The 17,489-nt window shown below is 62.2% G+C and carries 16 protein-coding genes, 1 tRNA gene and 1 pseudogene; 9 read left to right on the forward strand and 9 right to left on the reverse strand.

What is annotated here, in order from left to right; genetic code table 11:
* Positions 1 to 7: 7 nt before the first annotated feature.
* The gene (locus D0Y60_RS06070) at positions 8 to 205 is read right to left on the reverse strand and encodes a hypothetical protein (protein WP_117367813.1); all 198 of its coding nucleotides are present in this window, start codon (positions 203 to 205) and stop codon (positions 8 to 10) included.
* A gap of 189 nt (positions 206 to 394) precedes the next feature.
* Between D0Y60_RS06070 and D0Y60_RS06075 the strand changes: the two genes are divergently transcribed.
* The 4 genes from D0Y60_RS06075 to D0Y60_RS06090 all read left to right on the forward strand — a co-directional run bounded on the left by D0Y60_RS06075 (position 395) and on the right by D0Y60_RS06090 (position 3,776).
* Positions 395 to 820, forward strand: coding sequence for a DoxX family protein (locus tag D0Y60_RS06075; RefSeq protein WP_117368430.1), 426 nt, complete (start codon positions 395 to 397; stop codon positions 818 to 820).
* 130 nt (positions 821 to 950) lie between these two features.
* Positions 951 to 1,649, forward strand: coding sequence for an orotate phosphoribosyltransferase (locus D0Y60_RS06080; RefSeq protein WP_117367815.1), 699 nt, complete (start codon positions 951 to 953; stop codon positions 1,647 to 1,649).
* Between the two features lie 63 nt (positions 1,650 to 1,712).
* On the forward strand, positions 1,713 to 2,642 hold the full coding sequence (locus D0Y60_RS06085; protein WP_117368432.1) for a carbohydrate kinase: 930 nt from the start codon (positions 1,713 to 1,715) through the stop codon (positions 2,640 to 2,642).
* Between the two features lie 48 nt (positions 2,643 to 2,690).
* On the forward strand, positions 2,691 to 3,776 hold the full coding sequence (locus D0Y60_RS06090) for a glycosyltransferase family 1 protein (RefSeq protein ID WP_117367817.1): 1,086 nt from the start codon (positions 2,691 to 2,693) through the stop codon (positions 3,774 to 3,776).
* On the opposite strand, the gene pgi is transcribed toward D0Y60_RS06090, so the two are convergent.
* Positions 3,777 to 5,402: a glucose-6-phosphate isomerase gene (pgi, locus tag D0Y60_RS06095; RefSeq protein ID WP_117367819.1), complete on the reverse strand. Its 1,626-nt coding sequence runs from the start codon at positions 5,400 to 5,402 to the stop codon at positions 3,777 to 3,779.
* A 125-nt stretch (positions 5,403 to 5,527) separates the two neighbouring features.
* Positions 5,528 to 7,228, reverse strand: a complete 1,701-nt coding sequence (locus D0Y60_RS06100; protein WP_117367820.1) for a long-chain-fatty-acid--CoA ligase — start codon at positions 7,226 to 7,228, stop codon at positions 5,528 to 5,530.
* A gap of 299 nt (positions 7,229 to 7,527) precedes the next feature.
* Between D0Y60_RS06100 and D0Y60_RS06105 the strand changes: the two genes are divergently transcribed.
* Entirely contained in the window at positions 7,528 to 8,724 is a 1,197-nt protein-coding gene (locus D0Y60_RS06105) for an AI-2E family transporter (protein ID WP_117367822.1), read from the forward strand.
* A 109-nt stretch (positions 8,725 to 8,833) separates the two neighbouring features.
* A complete protein-coding gene (locus tag D0Y60_RS06110) occupies positions 8,834 to 9,070 on the forward strand; it encodes a DUF4189 domain-containing protein (RefSeq protein WP_117367823.1) in 237 nt (78 codons plus the stop codon).
* 69 nt (positions 9,071 to 9,139) lie between these two features.
* On the opposite strand, the pseudogene D0Y60_RS06115 reads toward D0Y60_RS06110, so the two are convergent.
* The 5 genes and pseudogenes from D0Y60_RS06115 to D0Y60_RS06135 form a co-directional block, all read right to left on the reverse strand.
* Positions 9,140 to 9,696 (reverse strand): annotated as a pseudogene (locus tag D0Y60_RS06115) (NADPH-dependent FMN reductase).
* A gap of 315 nt (positions 9,697 to 10,011) precedes the next feature.
* Positions 10,012 to 10,467, reverse strand: coding sequence for a hypothetical protein (locus D0Y60_RS06120; RefSeq protein WP_117367825.1), 456 nt, complete (start codon positions 10,465 to 10,467; stop codon positions 10,012 to 10,014).
* A gap of 39 nt (positions 10,468 to 10,506) precedes the next feature.
* A complete protein-coding gene (locus D0Y60_RS06125) occupies positions 10,507 to 10,854 on the reverse strand; it encodes a YidB family protein (protein WP_117367826.1) in 348 nt (115 codons plus the stop codon).
* A gap of 302 nt (positions 10,855 to 11,156) precedes the next feature.
* A tRNA-Thr gene (locus D0Y60_RS06130) sits at positions 11,157 to 11,232 on the reverse strand.
* 124 nt (positions 11,233 to 11,356) lie between these two features.
* The gene (locus D0Y60_RS06135; protein WP_117367827.1) at positions 11,357 to 12,319 is read right to left on the reverse strand and encodes a nitronate monooxygenase family protein; all 963 of its coding nucleotides are present in this window, start codon (positions 12,317 to 12,319) and stop codon (positions 11,357 to 11,359) included.
* Between the two features lie 387 nt (positions 12,320 to 12,706).
* On the opposite strand from D0Y60_RS06135, the gene D0Y60_RS06140 reads away from it, so the two are divergent.
* The gene (locus tag D0Y60_RS06140) at positions 12,707 to 13,843 is read left to right on the forward strand and encodes a biotin transporter BioY (RefSeq protein WP_117367829.1); all 1,137 of its coding nucleotides are present in this window, start codon (positions 12,707 to 12,709) and stop codon (positions 13,841 to 13,843) included.
* A gap of 9 nt (positions 13,844 to 13,852) precedes the next feature.
* Here D0Y60_RS06140 and ppk2 read toward each other — a convergent pair whose 3' ends face one another.
* The gene (ppk2, locus tag D0Y60_RS06145) at positions 13,853 to 14,734 is read right to left on the reverse strand and encodes a polyphosphate kinase 2 (protein ID WP_117367830.1); all 882 of its coding nucleotides are present in this window, start codon (positions 14,732 to 14,734) and stop codon (positions 13,853 to 13,855) included.
* 260 nt (positions 14,735 to 14,994) lie between these two features.
* Between ppk2 and phoR the strand changes: the two genes are divergently transcribed.
* Both phoR and D0Y60_RS06155 read left to right on the forward strand, forming a co-directional pair.
* Complete coding sequence (gene phoR, locus D0Y60_RS06150) at positions 14,995 to 16,182, forward strand: phosphate regulon sensor histidine kinase PhoR (protein WP_245409113.1); 1,188 nt, start codon at positions 14,995 to 14,997, stop codon at positions 16,180 to 16,182.
* A 189-nt stretch (positions 16,183 to 16,371) separates the two neighbouring features.
* Positions 16,372 to 17,406, forward strand: coding sequence for a substrate-binding domain-containing protein (locus tag D0Y60_RS06155; RefSeq protein ID WP_117367832.1), 1,035 nt, complete (start codon positions 16,372 to 16,374; stop codon positions 17,404 to 17,406).
* The last annotated feature ends 83 nt before the right edge of the window (positions 17,407 to 17,489 follow it).

Below are 17,489 nucleotides of genomic sequence, written 5' to 3' on the forward strand. Positions count from 1 at the left end.
CCCCACCCTATTGGCAGATCCGCACCCGTTTTGTGACGGTCTTGCCTGTCCGGTCTTCCGTGCGCATGCGCTTGGTGATGCAGGTCTGCTGGTAGTGCCCGTAATAGCCTTGCTGGGCATATGCATAGGAGGCGTCGGCCTGGCCGGGTGCACTGAAGGCAAGGGATAGGGAAGCGAGGACCAGGGCGAGAAAATAGTGGTGCATGGAGGATCCGGAGAAGAAAGGCGGGGTGTTGTCTCCTTTTCGCACAGCGCGGCCGCGGTTTCTGTTCCGGCGGGAACAGGTCATCGTTCACTAAATGAGAACGATCTGTCTTCTGATGCCCTGGCTAGTTTGACGACGGAAAGCTGGTATCTCTCTGCCAACGCAAACGCCAAGCCTCAGGAGCTTCCCATGCCGCAGAACGTCGTCGTCCTCGTCGGACGCATTCTTCTTTCCCTCATGTTCCTCACCGCCGGCTTTCCCAAGCTGATCGATCCCTCGGGCACCGCCTGGATGATCTCCAATGCCGGCCTGCCGGCCGCCACTGCGCTCGCCTATCTTGCCGGCATCTTCGAAGTCGTCGCCGGTCTTGCCATCCTCGTCGGTTTCCAGACGAAGATCGCCGCCTATCTGCTCGCTGCCTTCTGTGTGTTCACCGCTCTTGTCTTCCATAGCGGCGCGATCAACAACCCGGACTTCCCGGAAGGCGCCAACAGCCTGCTCACCGTCTTCAACGGCCTGATGATGTGGAAGAATATCACGATCGCCGGCGGCTTCCTCGTCCTCGCCGCCTTCGGTCCGGGCTCCATCTCGGTCGACGCGCGCCGCGGCGCTTGAGCCAACGACAAAAACCGGTCCTCCAGAAACCCTCCCCGGCCTCCGGGGAGGGTTTTTCGTTTCGCGAGTGCTGGAAAGCCGCGGCTCTTGCTGCTATGCGCACGGGGATAAAATCATGCGGGAGATGCCGATGTTTTCCAATTCCTTTCCGGACAGAGACGTGATGGCGGAGCTGATGGCCCGAATGCTGTGGGAGATCAAGGCGGTGCATTTCCGCCCCGAGGAACCCTACAAGCTCGCCTCCGGCATGGCCTCCCCGGTCTATATGGATTGCCGCAAGCTGCTCTCCTATCCGCGCATCCGCTCGGCCATCATGGTTTTTGCCGCCGCGACGCTGACGCGCAATATCGGCTTCGAGCGCATCGACGTCATTGCGGGCGGCGAGACGGCCGGCATTCCCTTCGCGGCGCTGCTTGCCGATCGCCTCAGCTTGCCGATGATCTATGTGCGCAAGAAGCCGAAGGGCCATGGTCGCAATGCGCAGATCGAGGGCGTGATGCCCGAGGGAGCGCGTGTGCTCGTTATCGAGGATCTCGTCACTGTCGGCGGCTCGATGTTCACCTTCATTGACGCCATCCGTGCGGCCGGTGGGGTCGTGGATCACGGCATGTCGCTGTTCTACTATGGCATCTTCAGGGAAGCCGAAGCCCGCTACGCCAATGGCGGCGTCAAGCTGCACCACATCGCCACCTGGCGGGATGTGCTGGCCGTCGCGCGTGCCGAAAAGCTGTTCGACGACGCAACGCTCGCCTCCGTCGAGGCCTTCTTCGACGCTCCGCTCGTCTGGTCCTCTGCCCATGGCGGCGTGTCGGAACTGCCGACGTCGTAAATGGCGCTGGCGCTTTGCAACAAGATCGTTTAAATCGATTGAAAATCAGTTGGAGGAATGCTGATGATCCTGTGTTGTGGTGAAGCGCTGATCGACATGTTGCCGCGGACGACAACGCTCGGCGAGGATGCCTACGCGCCCTATGCCGGCGGGGCGATCTTCAACACGGCGATCGCGCTTGGCCGCCTCGGTGTTCCCACAGGATTTTTCACCGGCCTTTCCGACGACATGATGGGCGACATCCTTCGCAAGACGCTGGCCGAAAGCGGTGTCGACTACAGCTATTGTGCAACGCTGTCGCGCCCGACCACCGTCGCCTTCGTCAAGCTGGTCAACGGTCACGCGACCTATGCCTTCTACGACGAGGGCACTGCCGGCCGCATGATCACCGAGGCCGAACTTCCGGATCTCGGCGACGATTGCGAGGCGCTGCATTTCGGCGCGATCAGCCTCATTCCCGAACCCTGCGGCTCGACCTACGAAGCGCTCCTGAAGCGTGAACACGACAAGCGCGTCATCTCGCTCGACCCGAACATCCGCCCCGGTTTCATCAAGGACAAGGATGCCCATATGGCCCGCATCCGCCGCATGGCTGGTATGGCCGATATCGTCAAGTTCTCCGATGAGGACCTTGCCTGGTTCGGCCTCGAAGGCGACGAGGATGCGCTCGCCCGCCACTGGCTGCATCACGGCGCCAAGCTCGTCGTCGTCACGCGCGGGGCACAGGGTGCGGTCGGCTACACGGCGGCGCACAAAGTCACGGTGCCGAGCGAACGCGTGACGGTCGTCGATACGGTCGGCGCCGGCGACACCTTCGATGCTGGCGTACTCGCTTCGCTGAAGATGCAGAACCTGCTCACCAAGCAGCAGGTTTCGGCGCTCTCGGAAGACCAGATCGCCAAGGTTCTGGCGCTCGGTGCCAAGGCCGCCGCCGTCACGGTCTCGCGCGCGGGTGCTAACCCGCCTTGGGCGAAGGAAATCGGGCTGGCGTAAGCCGGTCGCCCTTCATTCGCCTGTCATCGCCGCATGGTCAAAGGGGCCATGCTCGATCACACCGCGCCAGATTCGCTCGCTCCCGCCCGTCCTGACGGGCAGGCTCCCACCATTCTCGTCGTCACGGATGCCTGGCGCCCGCAGCTGAACGGTGTCGTGCACACGCTGGAGGAGCTTGCCCGCTCCATAGCGGAGGAGGGCGTCGAGGTTGTTTTTCTGACGCCGGAGAAGTTCGCGACGGTGCCACTGCCGTCCTATCCGGAAATCCGGCTCGCGTTGACCTCGAAGCGCCAGGTGCTGGCCGAGATCGAGGCGATCGCGCCCGATTATATCCACATCGCCACCGAAGGGCCGCTCGGCATGGCGGCGCGGCGCGCCTGCCTGCAGCGTCGGCTGCCCTTCACCACGGCCTATCACACGCGTTTCCCCGAATTCATCAGCGCGCGCCTGCCGATCCCCGAAAGCTGGAGCTATTGGTGGCTGCGCCGTTTCCACAATTCCGGCCAGGGCATGATGGTGGCGACGAAATCGCTTGGCGCGGAAATGGCGGCGCGCGGTTTTACCCGGATCAAGCGCTGGTCGCGCGGGGTCGATACGAAGCAGTTCGATCCGGCCAAGCGCCGCGATCTCGGCCTGCCGCGGCCGATCTTCCTCAATGTCGGCCGCGTGGCGGTGGAAAAGAACCTGCCGGCCTTCCTGGCGCTCGATCTGCCGGGCAGCAAGGTCGTCGTCGGTGACGGCCCCGATCTCGCCATGCTGCGCCAGCGCTATCCGGATGTGCACTTCCTCGGCCGCAAGACCGGCGAGGATCTGGCATCGATCTATGCCTCGGCCGACGTCTTCGTCTTCCCGAGCCGGACGGATACGTTTGGCAATGTCATGCTGGAAGCCTTGGCGAGCGGCGTTCCCGTCGCCGCCTTCCCGGTAACGGCGCCGCGCGATGTGCTGGGGGAGGCAGGGGCCTTGTCGGAGGACCTGCGGCAGGCGGCTCTTGCCGCGCTCGAGATCCCGAAGGAAACGGCGCTTGCCCGGGCGGCAACCTATAGCTGGCGCGCCTGCGCCCTTGAATTCCTGGGCAATCTGACCCGCGTGCCGCGCGGCGCTTTCGCGGCACGCCATCTCAGCCTGCGCTGATTAGTTTGCAGCCTTCAGCAGTGCGGCAACGAGACCGGCGGTCGAGCTATCATGACCGGCAGCGCTTTCCTTGCCCTCCACGACCGGCAGAAGGCCCGTCGCCAGCTCCTTGCCGAGTTCAACGCCCCATTGGTCGAAGGAATTGATGTTGAACAGCACACCTTCAACGAAGACACGGTGCTCATAGAGCGCGATCAGGCGGCCGAGCGCGAAGGGCGTCAGGCTGTCATGCACCATGGTGATCGACGGGCGGTTGCCCTCGAAGACGCGGTGCGGTGCGATCCTGTCGGCCTTCGCCTCGTCCATGCCCTTGGAGGTGAGCTGGGCCTTCGCCTCTTCCAGCGTGCGGCCCTTCATCAGCGCTTCCGACTGCGCCAGGCAATTGGCAATCAAAAGCTGGTGCTGATGGCGGAGATTTTTCTCGTGGCCGTTGGCCGCGATCATGAATTCCGTCGGGATGACCGAGGTGCCCTGGTGGATCAGCTGGTAGAAGGCGTGCTGGCCGTTGGTGCCGGGCTCGCCCCAGACGACCGGGCCGGTCTTGCACGCGACGGGCTTGGAGTCCATCGTCACGGACTTGCCATTCGATTCCATGTCGAGCTGCTGCAGATAGGCCGGGAAGCGCGACAGGCGCTGGTCATAGGGCAGGATGGCCCGCGACGGGTAGTTCAGCACATTGCGGTGATAGAAGCCGATCAGGCCGAGCAGCATCGGGATGTTCTGCCGGATCGGAGCCTCGCGGAAATGATTGTCGATGGCATGGCCGCCGGCCAGGAACGCGCCAAAATTCTCCTTGCCGATGGCGATCATCAGCGGCAGGCCGATGGCCGACCAGATCGAGTAGCGTCCGCCGACCCAGTCCCAGAAGCCGAAGACCCGGTCCGCGCCAATGCCGAAGGCCGAAACTTTGTCGAGCGCCGTTGAGACCGCGCAGAAATGGCTGCCGACGGCGGCGTCGCCCAATGTGTCGGCGATGAACTTGCGGGCCGTTGCGGCATTGGTCATCGTCTCGATGGTCGTGAAGGTCTTCGAGGCGACGATGAAGAGGGTGGTTTCGGCCTCGAGCGTCTTCAGCGTGTCGGCGATATGCGCGCCGTCGATGTTGGACACGAAATGCAGGCGTGGGCCGTCATTATAGGGGGCAAGGGCCAGTGTCGCCATGACCGGGCCGAGATCGGAGCCGCCGATGCCGATATTGACGACGTCGGTAATCTTCTTGCCCGTCGCACCCTTCAGTGCGCCGGACCGGATACCGTCGGAGAAGGCGCCCATGGCGTTGAGCACGGCGTTGACATCAGGCATGACGTCCTTGCCGTCGACGAGGACCGGCGTGTTGGAGCGGTTGCGCAAGGCGGTGTGCAAAACGGCGCGCTCTTCGGTGATGTTGATAATCTCGCCTGCGAACATCGCGTCGCGCTTCTTCTCGACGCTGGCCTCTGTGGCGAGCGTCTCCAGCGCATCGAGCACGGCGTCGTTCACCGCGCATTTGGAATAGTCGAAAAGGAAGTCGCCGAGCGTTGTGCTGTAGCGGGAAAACCGTTCGGGATCGGCCGCGAAGGCCGCCCGGATGTCTGTGGCGTTGGTGTCGCGGACGATGGATTTCAGCTTTTCGACAAGCGCGTTCATCGGCGTCTTCCCTTGCTTTGGACGATGCCGCTAGCTAGTCGCTTTGGCATCGTCAAATCAAGACCGAAAACGCGCCTGCGTCGAAAAAATTAAATCGATTTAGAGGTGGCCGGACAGGGCTGCGCTCAGCCCCGGAGATCCTTGCGCAATATCTTGCCGACATTGGATTTCGGCAGGTCAGTGCGAAACTCGATGAAGCGCGGACGCTTGTAATTGGTGAGGTTTGCCGCGCAATGCGCCTTTACGTCGGCCTCCGTCAGGGCCGGATCCTTCTTCACCACGAAGAGCTTCACCGCTTCGCCGGAATGCTCATCCGGCACGCCGATCGCCGCGCATTCGAGAACGCCCGCGAGCGACATCGCCACCTCTTCAACCTCGTTGGGGAAGACGTTGAAGCCGGAGACAAGGATCATGTCCTTCTTGCGGTCGACGATCTTGGTGAAACCGTCAGGCGTCATGAAGCCAATATCGCCAGAGCGGAAGAAACCGTCCGGCGTCATTACCTTGGCCGTCTCGTCCGGGCGCAGCCAGTAGCCGGCCATGACTTGCGGCCCGCGAATGCAGATTTCGCCGATACCGCCCAAGGCAAGCGTGTTGCCATCGTCGTCGCGGATCGCGATCTCGGTGGAGGGGAGCGGCAGGCCGATCGTACCGGTGAACTCCGCCCGGTCGAACCGGTTGGCGGTTGCGACCGGCGAGGTCTCCGAGAGGCCATAGCCTTCGATGATCGCGCAGCCCGTCGTCTTCTGCCAGCGTTCGGCAACGGGTCGCTGCACCGCCATGCCGCCGCCAAGCGTCAAAAGCAAATCGGAGAGATCGAGCTTGGCGAAATCCGGATTGTTCATCAATGCGTTGAAAAGTGTATTGAGGCCGGGGAAGATATGGACGCGATATTTCGCCAGTTCCTTGACGAAGGCGGGAATGTCGCGCGGATTGGCGATCAGCACATTGTGGCCGCCAAGCGCGATGCCCATCAGCCCGTTCACCGTCAAGGCGAAGATATGGTAGAGCGGCAGCGCGCAGATGAAGACGAGCTGGTCCGGCCGCTGCTTCACATGGAAGATCGGCTCGATCCAAAGCTTGATCTGCTCCATGTTGGACAAGAGATTGGCATGCGTCAGCGTCGCCCCCTTGGAAACGCCCGTCGTGCCGCCGGTATATTGCAGGAAGGCCGTGTCACCGGGGGCAACGGCGACCGGCTTCAGCGCGCCATGCGCACCCTCTGCCATCACCTGCTTGAAGGGAATATGCCCCGGCAGCGACCAGGCCGGCACGAGCTTCTTCACCTTGCGCACGACGAGATTGACGATCAGCCCCTTAAGGCCGAGCATGTCGCCCATCGTGGTGACGACGACGTGTTTAACAGCGGTGCGCGCAACGACCTGCGCCACCGTGCTTGCGAAATTCTCCAGCACGAAAAGCGCCTTGGCGCCGGCATCCTTCAGCTGGTGCTCCAGTTCGCGCGGCGTATAGAGCGGATTGACATTCACCACGACGAGACCGGCGCGCAGGATGCCGAAGATGATGACCGGGTTCTGCAGGATATTGGGCATCATCACGGCGACGCGATCGCCCTTTTCGAGCCCCTTCGCCTGAAGCCAGATGGCGATCTTTTTCGAGGCGGCCTCGAAATCGCGGAAGCTCAGCGTCTTGCCCATGCTGGTGAAGGCGGGGCGGTCGGCATATTGCGTGCAGCAGCTTTCGACCAGCGCGCCGATGGAAGGATGCGCCAGCGGCGCAATCTCTCCCGACATGCCCTCAGGATAGTTGGCAAGCCAGAAACGACCGGTCGGCTCGGTGGAAGGGGCCTCGATTGTGGCCGTCATGCGTGCTCTCCTCCTTGGGCGCGGGCATCGTCCGTCCCGCCGGCGCCGAATGGTCCTCCAACCACACGACACGGACAAGATGATGCTTTTGGCAGGCGCCATCAAGGATTATCGCTATATTACATTGACGTAAACGTCAATAAGCCCATGAGGTCGCCCGTTCGCGTTTTCGTGATCGTGATGTGCAGAACTGCGGCGTCTCACCGCGCCTTCCGGTAAAAAAGCGCGTATATGTTTAACATTCATCGGGTACACCTTATCTAGGGGACGCCGGCCGGACGCCGGAGACAGTGGAGTGCATGAGTTTGCTGCATCAGGAACATCGCAGAAGTGAGCCCAGGTTTCTCGGTGCCGCGCGCCCGAGCGGGGCGGCACTCATCTCGCCGATCTCCGCGGCGCGCTGGCTGCTGGTGCTCGTCGTCTTCGCCGGCATCTACTTCTTCCATGGTTTCCTGGTTCCGGTGCTGGCGGCGCTCGTCATCGCCTTTGCTAGCTGGCCGCTCTATTCGCGCCTCCTGGCGCAGGTGAACGGTAACCGCACGCTTGCCGCCTCCATCGCCATCCTGCTCATCCTCGCCTTCATCATCGGCCCGATCGTCATCGCCTCCACCTATGCCCTGCACGAGGTGCGTGACTGGATCGGTTGGGGCGTGGAAATGAACCGCACCGGCGCGCCGACGCCGGAATGGATCCGCGTGCTGCCGGTCGTCGGCGGTTGGCTGGATATGCAGTGGACGCGCTTCCTCGATCATCCTGGCGCCATCGGCGAGCTGACGCAGGTCGTCAGCGGCGCCAATATCGGCAATATCTACCGTGTCGCGCTGGCCGCCGGCGGCAAGGCCTTCAACCTGCTGCTTGCCGCGCTTTTCATGCTGATCGCGCTGTTCTTCATCTATCGCGACGGCCAGTCCTTCGCGGGCCAGGTGGATCGCCTCGGCGAGCGTATCCTGCCGATGCGCTGGGAGCGTATTTCCCGCATCGTGCCGGCCACCATCAGCTCCACTGTGACCGGCATGACGCTGATTGCCATCGGCGAGGGCATCGTGCTCGGCGTCGCCTACTGGATCGCCGGCGTTCCCTCCGCCGTGACGCTCGGCGTCATCACCGGCATCATGGCACTCTTTCCCGGCGGCGCGCCGCTCTCGTTTACGCTGGTTTCTGTCTATCTCGTCTCCAGTGGTTCTCCGGTCGCGGGCCTCGCGTTGCTCATCTGGGGTTCCGTCGAACTCTTCATCGTCGACAAGACCCTCAGGCCCCGCCTCGTCGGCGGCCCGATCAAGCTGCCCTTCCTGCCCACCTTCTTTGGCCTTATCGGTGGCGTGAAGACGATGGGCTTCCTCGGGCTTTTCATCGGCCCCGTGCTGATGGCCCTGCTTGTGGCCATCTGGCGCGAATGGATCCGCGAAGTGGAGGCAACGGACGCACCGTCGCCGATCATTCTCGATCCCCATACGGAGCCGACTGGCCGGTCCGATGCGGAGCGCAGCGTCAGCTGAGCCTCCGCATGAATTCCCCTAAATTAGCCGCCGCAATTGCTTGCAAAGGCAGGGGACGGAGCCATAGTGTCTCCGCCGCGCATGTTGCGCGACTTGAGGGGAACACATCATGACATCCGCCAGCCGGACAGCGCTCGCCGCGCTTGTCCTCACGACTGCTCTTGCAGCCTCGCAGACATCGGCGCTCGCCTGGGGCTGCATCGCCGTATCGGAAGAGGGCAGCTACGGCTACAGCTACAGCTATGACAACGAGGCCGATGCGCGAGAAAAGGCGCTGACGGAATGCGCCAACCGCACGACCGAGGAATCGGTGTGCGAAATCACGGAATGCGACGAAGACGATTGAGCCGGCGCCTTGCGGAGCCTACTGGTTTGGTCTCCGCAAGTGTGCGTTCTAGCAGGTTCGGCGCGGGTCTCAGGAGAGAGGGGCCTGCGGTAATCGCTCGTTTGCGCCTTCCCGGCAAAAGTGCGAAAAATCCTGCAGAAATTTCTGTGCCACGCCCGGATCGCCTATCAGGCGCTGCAGGATCGCCTCCGGCGTTTCCTTCATGACCGGAAGGCGGAAGAAAAGGCTTTCCGTGAAATTCGCGCTGATAGTTGACAGTACTGTCCTCAGCGCCGCAAGCATGTCGTCGCCGCGATGCGAAGCGTGAACGAGCGCAATCGGCTTGCCGACCACCTGATCGCCCGAGACCAGCCAGTCGATGGCATTCTTCAGGCCGCCGGGAATGCCGCGCACATATTCGGGGCTCGACAGGATAAGCCCGTCGCAACCGGCAATGACCCGCTGGAACTGCCGGACGCCGGGGGCAGATCAGCACCTTCACGATCTGGCGAGAAGACCGGCAGGTCTCCGATGCCGTCATAAACCTCCACGACGATGCCGTCTGGCGCGATCGCGTGCAGGGCACGGAGCAGGGCTGTGTTGGTGGACAGTCGACGTGCGCTGCCGGAAATGGCGAGGATTTTCATGACGAGACGCTAGCGCGGCATGCGGTCATCCGCAACGCGGGTCGCCGCCATGCTCGCGGGAAAAAGCCCGGCTGAAACCGGCCTAGCGTCTAAGGCGGTGAATCGGGACGGCCAGCGTGATCTCGCGGCAGCAACGTGACGTCAATCGGTCGCCCGACCCCGATCTAAAACTATCGGCAGTCGCGTCCGATGTCGCTTCTGACAGACCGGGAGGGCCACGTCCACCCTTGAATACCGGATGCTGGTTCCAAAGCGTGGGCTGGCGCGAAAGAGGGCGGCGCCAGAGGCGCCGCCCGAGGGGTCAGAAAAGAGGGATCAGCCGTTTGCGCGCAGCTTGGCGGCGCACAGGCTCCAGTAGCCGCCGCCTTTCTGGATCCATTTCAGATCGTTGAGCGTGCCGGCCTCCTTGTTTGCGCGATAGGCATCCACGCAGGTGTGAAGCCGGGCTTTCCCAGCGGCTTCGCTTGCGTATTTCTTATCGACGGCACTCGGGAAAGTGACGCCCTTCGGCGCCTTCGCCGTCGATTTCGCCGGCTCCTTTTCAGGGGTTTTCGCGATATCGGCTTCGTCGGCGGCGTCGGCTGCAGCCGCATCCGCTCCGCAGAATTTTGCGCGGAAGTCGTTCCATTTCACGTCGGTGGCACTGCCGTCCGCCTTGGCGGCTTTGTACTTGGCGCTGCATTCCTTCATCGTCAGCGCAGAGGCGGGCGAGCCTGCGGCGAATGCGGTGAGAAGGGCTCCGGCAGCAATGAAAACCAGTTTCTTGGTCATGATATCACCTATTTGAGGAGGGCTTGCGGTTGGGAACGATTAGCTGGGCAGGGCGCCGTTCGGACTGGCCGTGTCGACCATCTTCGGCAGATGTTCGGCAAGGATTTGGGGCAGTTGATTCATGTCGACCCCGAAGGACTGCGCCAGATTGCGCAGGGTCTCGGAAGACAGCGCGGTTTTGATCTGGTCTTCGGAAATCGGCAGGTTCGACCCGGTCCCGATCCACGAGGAAACCTGTTCCCCGAGTCCGGCCTGATTGAGCTGGCTGACGATGCCGTCAAGGCCGCCGGCATTCTGAAAGACCTGCCCTGCCACCGCCATGAGATCGACCGGCTTTCCACTCAGGGCATCACCGACGATATTCTGTAGTCCATCAAGTAATCCCATGGGTTCTCCCTTTGCAGTTTGATCCGCCCTTCACCTACAAGAGGAAACTAAATTATGATCAAACAAAGGCAAGCTCGGCCAACTTCCAGCCCAGGAAATCTTTGCGAACCGTTATCTCGGACTTCCGCCAAAGTTGCGAAAGTGAGAGATGCCATTTCAACGACAAGGGGAGGTGTGATACGCCATGCCGAAGGGGAGCAAAACGCTCGGACGACAAGTCCAAGGGCGTCGCCCATGTTCGGGTACTATTATGCAGCGCTTTTGACGCCTGCTGAAAAAAGGAGTGAAATGCTTGAATTGAATGGTGCCGCTTACGTGACTCGAACACGTGACCCCGTCATTACGAATGACGTGCTCTACCAACTGAGCTAAAGCGGCCTTTCCAAGGCTCCGAAGCATATCGGGCCGGAATGGGTGCGCTGATAACCGCAATGGGAAAAGATTTCAAGCGGGGAGTTTCAACTTCCGCATTTTTCCCGTGTGGTTTCTTTCCGCGCCGGGCTCAGCCGGCGCAAAGGCGGGCGCGGGCGGCCTGGTATTCGCGGTCGAGGCGCGCGACGAGGTCCGCCACGGGCCCGATGGCCTTCACCGCGCCGATGCCCTGGCCGCAGCCCCAGATATCCTTCCAGGCCTTTGCGCCGGTCGTGGCGGTTTCGAAATCCATCTTGGACGGGTCGGCTTCCGGCAGGTTGTCGGCATCCATGCCGGCCGCGGTGATGGAGGGTTTCAGATAGTTGCCGTGGATGCCGGTGAAATAATTGGAATAAACAATATCGGCGGCCGCGCTGTCGACGATCATCTGCTTGTAGGCCTCGGCCGCCCGCGCTTCCTCCGTCGCGATGAAGGGGGAGCCGATATAGGCGATGTCGGCGCCCATCGCCTGGGCGGCGAGGATTGCACCGCCGGTGGCGATTGCGCCCGACAGGAGGAGGGGACCATCGAACCATTCGCGGATTTCCTGGATCAGGGCGAAGGGCGAGAGCGTGCCGGCATGGCCCCCAGCACCCGCCGCAACGGCGATCAGGCCGTCGGCGCCCTTGCGGATCGCCGAACTGGCATGGCGGTTGTTGATGACGTCGTGCAGCACGATGCCACCATAGGAATGGATCGCGGCATTCACCTCCGGCACGGCACCGAGCGAGGAAATGACGACCGGCACCTTGTACTTCACGCACATCATGAGGTCGTGTTCGAGTCGCTTGTTGGAGCGATGGACGATCTGGTTGACGGCGAAGGGGGCTGCCGGGCGGTCGGGATGTTTTGCGTCGTACGCGGCAAGGCCCTCGGTGATTTCCGCCAGCCACTCGTCGAGCTGGGCTTCCGGCCGCGCATTCAGGGCCGGGAAGGCGCCGATGACACCGGCCTTGCATTGTGCAAGGGTCAGCGCGGGATGCGAGACGATGAAGAGCGGCGCGCCGACGACGGGCAGGCGCAGCTTCTCCTTGAGGATCGCGGGCAGGGCCATGGGAAATCCAAATCCGGTTTTGACGTTTACGAAAACGTCAAAAGAATAGCAGCGGGAATCGCCCGTGAAAAGAGGGATGGTGACGCGACGGCGTGTGTCGTGCCATTGCGACGCTGGCAGCGCGTTGCGGACATTTGAGCAGGTAAGCAGCCTTGGCTGTTCACTGCCGCCGTGAAGAGACATTCTGCCCGGCCGAAGGTTATGCCGTGCCCATACGTTATCTTCATACCCCGCTTATCCCCGGCGAAGGGCGCCGGTTTGGGCGGTAAGGCTTGCGCAATGTTGCGGTAAACGTTACGCAAAACCTAACAAAAGCCGGAAAGAAAGGCTCTTTCCACAGATGGATCATGGCCGCCTCGTCTGGCGGCTCCCGCAGAAGGGTCTCATGTGAGCGGACTGGAAACGGCAATCAGAAACGCGCTGGCGCGCTCTGAGCGTGCGAATGCCGAGGTTCGGGCACGAATCTACCAGTCAGCGCGCAATGCGCTGGAGGCGGGCCTGCGCAAGCAGGAAATCAACGATCCCGAGACGATCACGGCCCAGCGCCATCGTCTGGAAGAGACCATTCACGAAATCGAGGCGGAAGAGCGCGCTGCGGCCACGCCTGCGCCGGTCCGTGACGTTCGCGTCGAACCGGTCATCGAAACGCGCCCGCAGCCCGAGTTGCGTGCCGAGCGGAACATCCGACCGGAGCCGGTGCTCGATGCAGAACCGAGGGCCGAGGCACGCCAGGCCGCGGCGAGCGATATCGGTGGCATCCGGCCCGAGCGGGCCGACGGCTTTGCCAGGGATGCGAGACCCACTGCCGAAAGCGCCACCGTCAACGAGGCATCGGATTTCAAGCCCGAGCGCGTGGCCAAGGCTCGCAAGCGTCGCGGCCGGCTGTTTTCCTTCCTGCTGGTTGTAGCAACCCTGGTCGCCGCCTTCGGCGCGTTGGCCTGGTGGGTGCAGTCGAGCGGTCTTCTGAAAGACTTGCAGAACGGTGCGGACGACTCGACCCCGCCGGCGACCGTCGCAGGCGAGGATTTTTCCGGCGACGATCCGATCAAGAAGGCGCTCGACACGCAGAACCGCTTCTCCGCCGACTGGCGCGCGATCTTCTCGCCCGGCGATACGGCAAAGCTTTCAGCGGGTTCTGCCGGCCGTTTCGAGGCCGTCAGTACCAATGAGGGGCCGGCCACGCGCATCACGTCTACCAACCCGGATCGCGACGGCGCGGTGCGCATTGAGGTCTCGCCGGAAGTGCTGAACGAAATGGGCGGCAAGACCTCGACGGTGGCGCTGACGGTCCAATCCGCGAGCGACAAGCCGGTGCAGGTGTCGGTGGAGTGCGACTTCTCCACGATGGGCGGTTGCGGCCGCCATCGCTTCACCGTCTCCGAGCGCACCGACATCCTCTTCCAGGTCGAGTTCGATCGCTCGCTCTCGCCAAGCGAGCCGGGTCATCTTCTCATCAACAGCGATGTCACCGGCGGCGATGCGAGCGTCAATCTCTATGCCGTCCGCATCCAGCCGGGTGAGTGAACGCAGGAGTTATTTTACAAAACCGAGGCCTGCGCCGACGATCTTGTCGTCGATCTCGCCGATCGCCTTCTTGTCCTTGCCCTCGTAATCGAGCGTCTTCAGGATGTGGCGGATCAGGTTGATGCGGGCGCGGCGCTTGTCGTTGGCGCGAACCACGGTCCAGGGTGCATGGTCCGTATGCGTCTCCTTCAGCATGCGGTCACGCTTTTCCGTGTAATCGTCCCACTTGTTGAGCGCGGCGATATCCATCGGCGACAGCTTCCAGATTTTCAGCGGATCATGCCGCCGATCATGAAAACGCTTCAGCTGCATCTCCCGGCCGATATTGAGCCAGAACTTGAAAAGATGGATGCCCTCCGAGGTGATCATCTTTTCGAAGCGCGGCGTCTCCTTGAGGAATTTCTCGTATTGCTCGGGCGTGCAGAAACCCATGACGGGCTCGACGCCGGCGCGGTTGTACCAGGAGCGGTCGAACAGCACGAATTCGCCCGCCGTCGGGAACGTCGAGACGTAGCGCTGGAAATACCATTGGCCGCGTTCCGTTTCCGTCGGCTTGGTTAGCGCCACGACGCGGGCGGAGCGAGGGTTCATGTAGGACATTGTGGCGTGGATGGCGCCGCCCTTGCCAGCGGCATCGCGACCCTCGAAGACGGTCATGATGCGCGTGCCGGTCTTCTGTTGCCAGACCTGCACCTTGACCAGCTCGATCTGAAGAAGCTTCAACGTCTTCTCGTAATCCTTGTTATCGAGCTTCTTGTCATAGGGATAGTCATCCGAGGCGAACGCCTTTTCGTCGATCCAGTCGGGAAGCACAGGGTTGTCGATATCGAACACGCGCTTCTTGCCGTGGATATCCAGCTCAACCGCCCGGCTCTCGGCTTTTTCCGCCATGGTCAACTCCTTCGCATATCAAGTGCGGTTCACCCCGTATAGTCCGGAAGGTGGCCACAACCACATTGCGAATTCAAGCGTACCGTGAAAAACATGTCATGAAACCGCGCTATTCCTCCAGAATCGGTGGAGGCGCGGAGAATATGATGCTTGCGAGGGAATGGGTGGCGGTTTCGGATCAGCGGACGGGTCTCGGCTGGCTGGCAGCGCAGCTGTGGGGCGTGCGGGTTCTGATCGCCGCGGCGGTTTTTGTCGGCTTCATGATCTGGCTTGCCGGACTGCATTTGGGCTGGGTGTCGTTCACCGTTCTTTTGCTTGTCATCGCCGGTCTGCTGCGCACAGACAGGCGCATGGTCGAGACGGGCCGGACCATGGCTGTCGGTCCATCCGCCATCGCGGTGCCGGAAACGCCGCCGGCCGATCCGCACAGGCAAGAGCTTGCCGCCATCGCCGCCGTGCTCGGTGCGCTTGATGCCCCCGCCATTCTGCTTTCGAGCAGTGAAACGATCAAACTCCAGAACCGCGCCGCCGAGGCGATTTTCGGCGTGATCCCCGTGGGCAGCGATCTTGCCGGCCGCATCCGCGCGCCCGGCATTCTCGACATGGTGCGCGACGCCATCGCCGCCGGCCAGCCGCGCGAGACGGAACATGCCGAGCGTCTGCCGTCGGAAACGGTCTATGTCGTGCGCATCGCGCCGCTCGCCGAAAACGCCACCGGCGAACCGCTCTGGCTCCTCACCTTCCGCGATGTCTCGCAGGCGCGGCGTATCGACCGGATGCGCTCCGACTTCATCGCCAATGCCAGCCATGAGCTGCGCACGCCGCTCGCCTCGCTGCGCGGTTTCATCGAAACTTTGCAAGGGCCGGCGAAGAATGACGTGAAGGCGCATGAGCGCTTTCTCGGCATCATGCACGAACAGGCGACGCGCATGAGCCGTCTCGTCGACGACCTGCTTTCCCTGTCGCGCCTCGAACTGCGCTCGAACCTCACGCCCGACCAGACGGTGGATCTGGTGCCGCTTATTGCCCATGTACGCGACAGCCTGCAGCCGCTTGCGACCGATCTCGGCGTCGAGATCGTGCTCGACCTGCCCCGGCAGGCCGTCGTGATCAACGGCGACCGCGACGAGCTGGTCGAGGTCATGGAGAACCTGATCGAGAACGCGTGCAAATATGGTCAGGAGGGCAAGCGGGTGGATGTGGCGCTGACGGGCGGCGGCGATGCGCCGGTCGAATTGTCGGTCACCGATTATGGTCCGGGCATTCCACCCGAACATGTCCCGCGCATCACTGAACGTTTCTACCGGGTTAATGTGGAAGCGAGCCGGTCCAAGAAGGGCACAGGGCTCGGTCTTGCCATTGTCAAGCATATCCTCACCCGCCACCGGGCACGCCTGATGGTGAAGTCTGAGGTGGGCAAGGGCACGGTCTTCACCGTGCGTTTTTGACATAAAGGACCGCCGCCCTGTCGTCTCACTGAAAATTCGAAAGTATTTTCAGTGACTTGGCATGTCACAAATGTTTCGTCAAACCGACATAAAAGAGAAGGCGTCCGGGGTTTAGAGAAGAGCCGCCGGTCAACGGCAGTGAGCGCGAAAACAGCGCTTTCCACACACGTCCTCTTCGGGAGAACCCAGATGAAATCTCTTAAGCTCACCCTCGCGGCGCTCGTTGCCTCCGCCGCATTCGCAGGCGTTGCCGTTGCGCGCGACCAGATCCAGATCGCCGGCTCGTCCACCGTTCTTCCCTATGCCAAGATTGTCGCCGAGACGTTCGGCGAGACCTTCCCCGACTTCAAGACCCCGATCGTCGAATCCGGTGGCACGGGCGGCGGCCTCAAGGAATTCTGCAAGGGCGTCGGCCCGGAGACCCTCGACATCGCCAACGCGTCGCGCGCCATGAAGGACAGCGAAAAGGAAGCCTGCAAGGCAGCCGGCGTCACCGAGATTCAGGAAGTCAAGATCGGCTATGACGGCATCGTCTTCGCCACCGATAGCGGCAATGCCGACCTGAAGCTTGAGCCGAAGGACCTCTACCTCGCGCTCGCCGCTGAAATCGTCGTCGACGGCAAGCTCGTCGCCAACCCGAACAAGAAGTGGTCGGACGTCAACAAGGACCTGCCGGACGCTGAAATCGCTGCCTATATTCCGGGCGAAAAGCACGGCACCCGCGAAGTCTTCGACGAGAAGATGCTGGCCGCAGGCTGCAAGGCCACCGGCGCTCTCGACGTTATCAAGGCTGCCGTCGCCGACGAAAAGGAACAGCATGCCAAGTGCATTGCCGTTCGCAAGGACGGTCTGGCTGTCGACATCGACGGCGACTACACCGAAACGCTGGCCCGCATCGCCGCCAACAAGACCGGCCTTGGCGTGTTCGGCCTCTCCTTCTACGAAAACAATGCCGACAAGCTGAAGGTTGCGACCGTCAGCGGCATCGTTCCGTCGACCGAGACCATCGCTTCCGGCGAATACCCGGTTTCGCGCCCGCTGTTCTTCTACGTCAAGAAGGCACACCTCGGCGTCATCCCGGGCCTGAAGGAATATGTCGAGTTCTTCACGAGCGACGACATGGTCGGCCCCGATAGCCCGCTGGCTGAATACGGCCTCGTTCCGGCTCCGGATGCCGAGCGTGAAGAGGTCCGCAAGGCCTTCGTCGACGGCAAGATCATGTAATTGACGTTGGCCGGCGCGCGCAACCGCGCCGGCCGCTTCCTTTCGGGCAAATTTCGCCCGTCGCATGAATGACACCGCGGATG

The organism is Shinella sp. WSJ-2 (assembly GCF_003432075.1).
Lineage (GTDB): Bacteria > Pseudomonadota > Alphaproteobacteria > Rhizobiales > Rhizobiaceae > Shinella.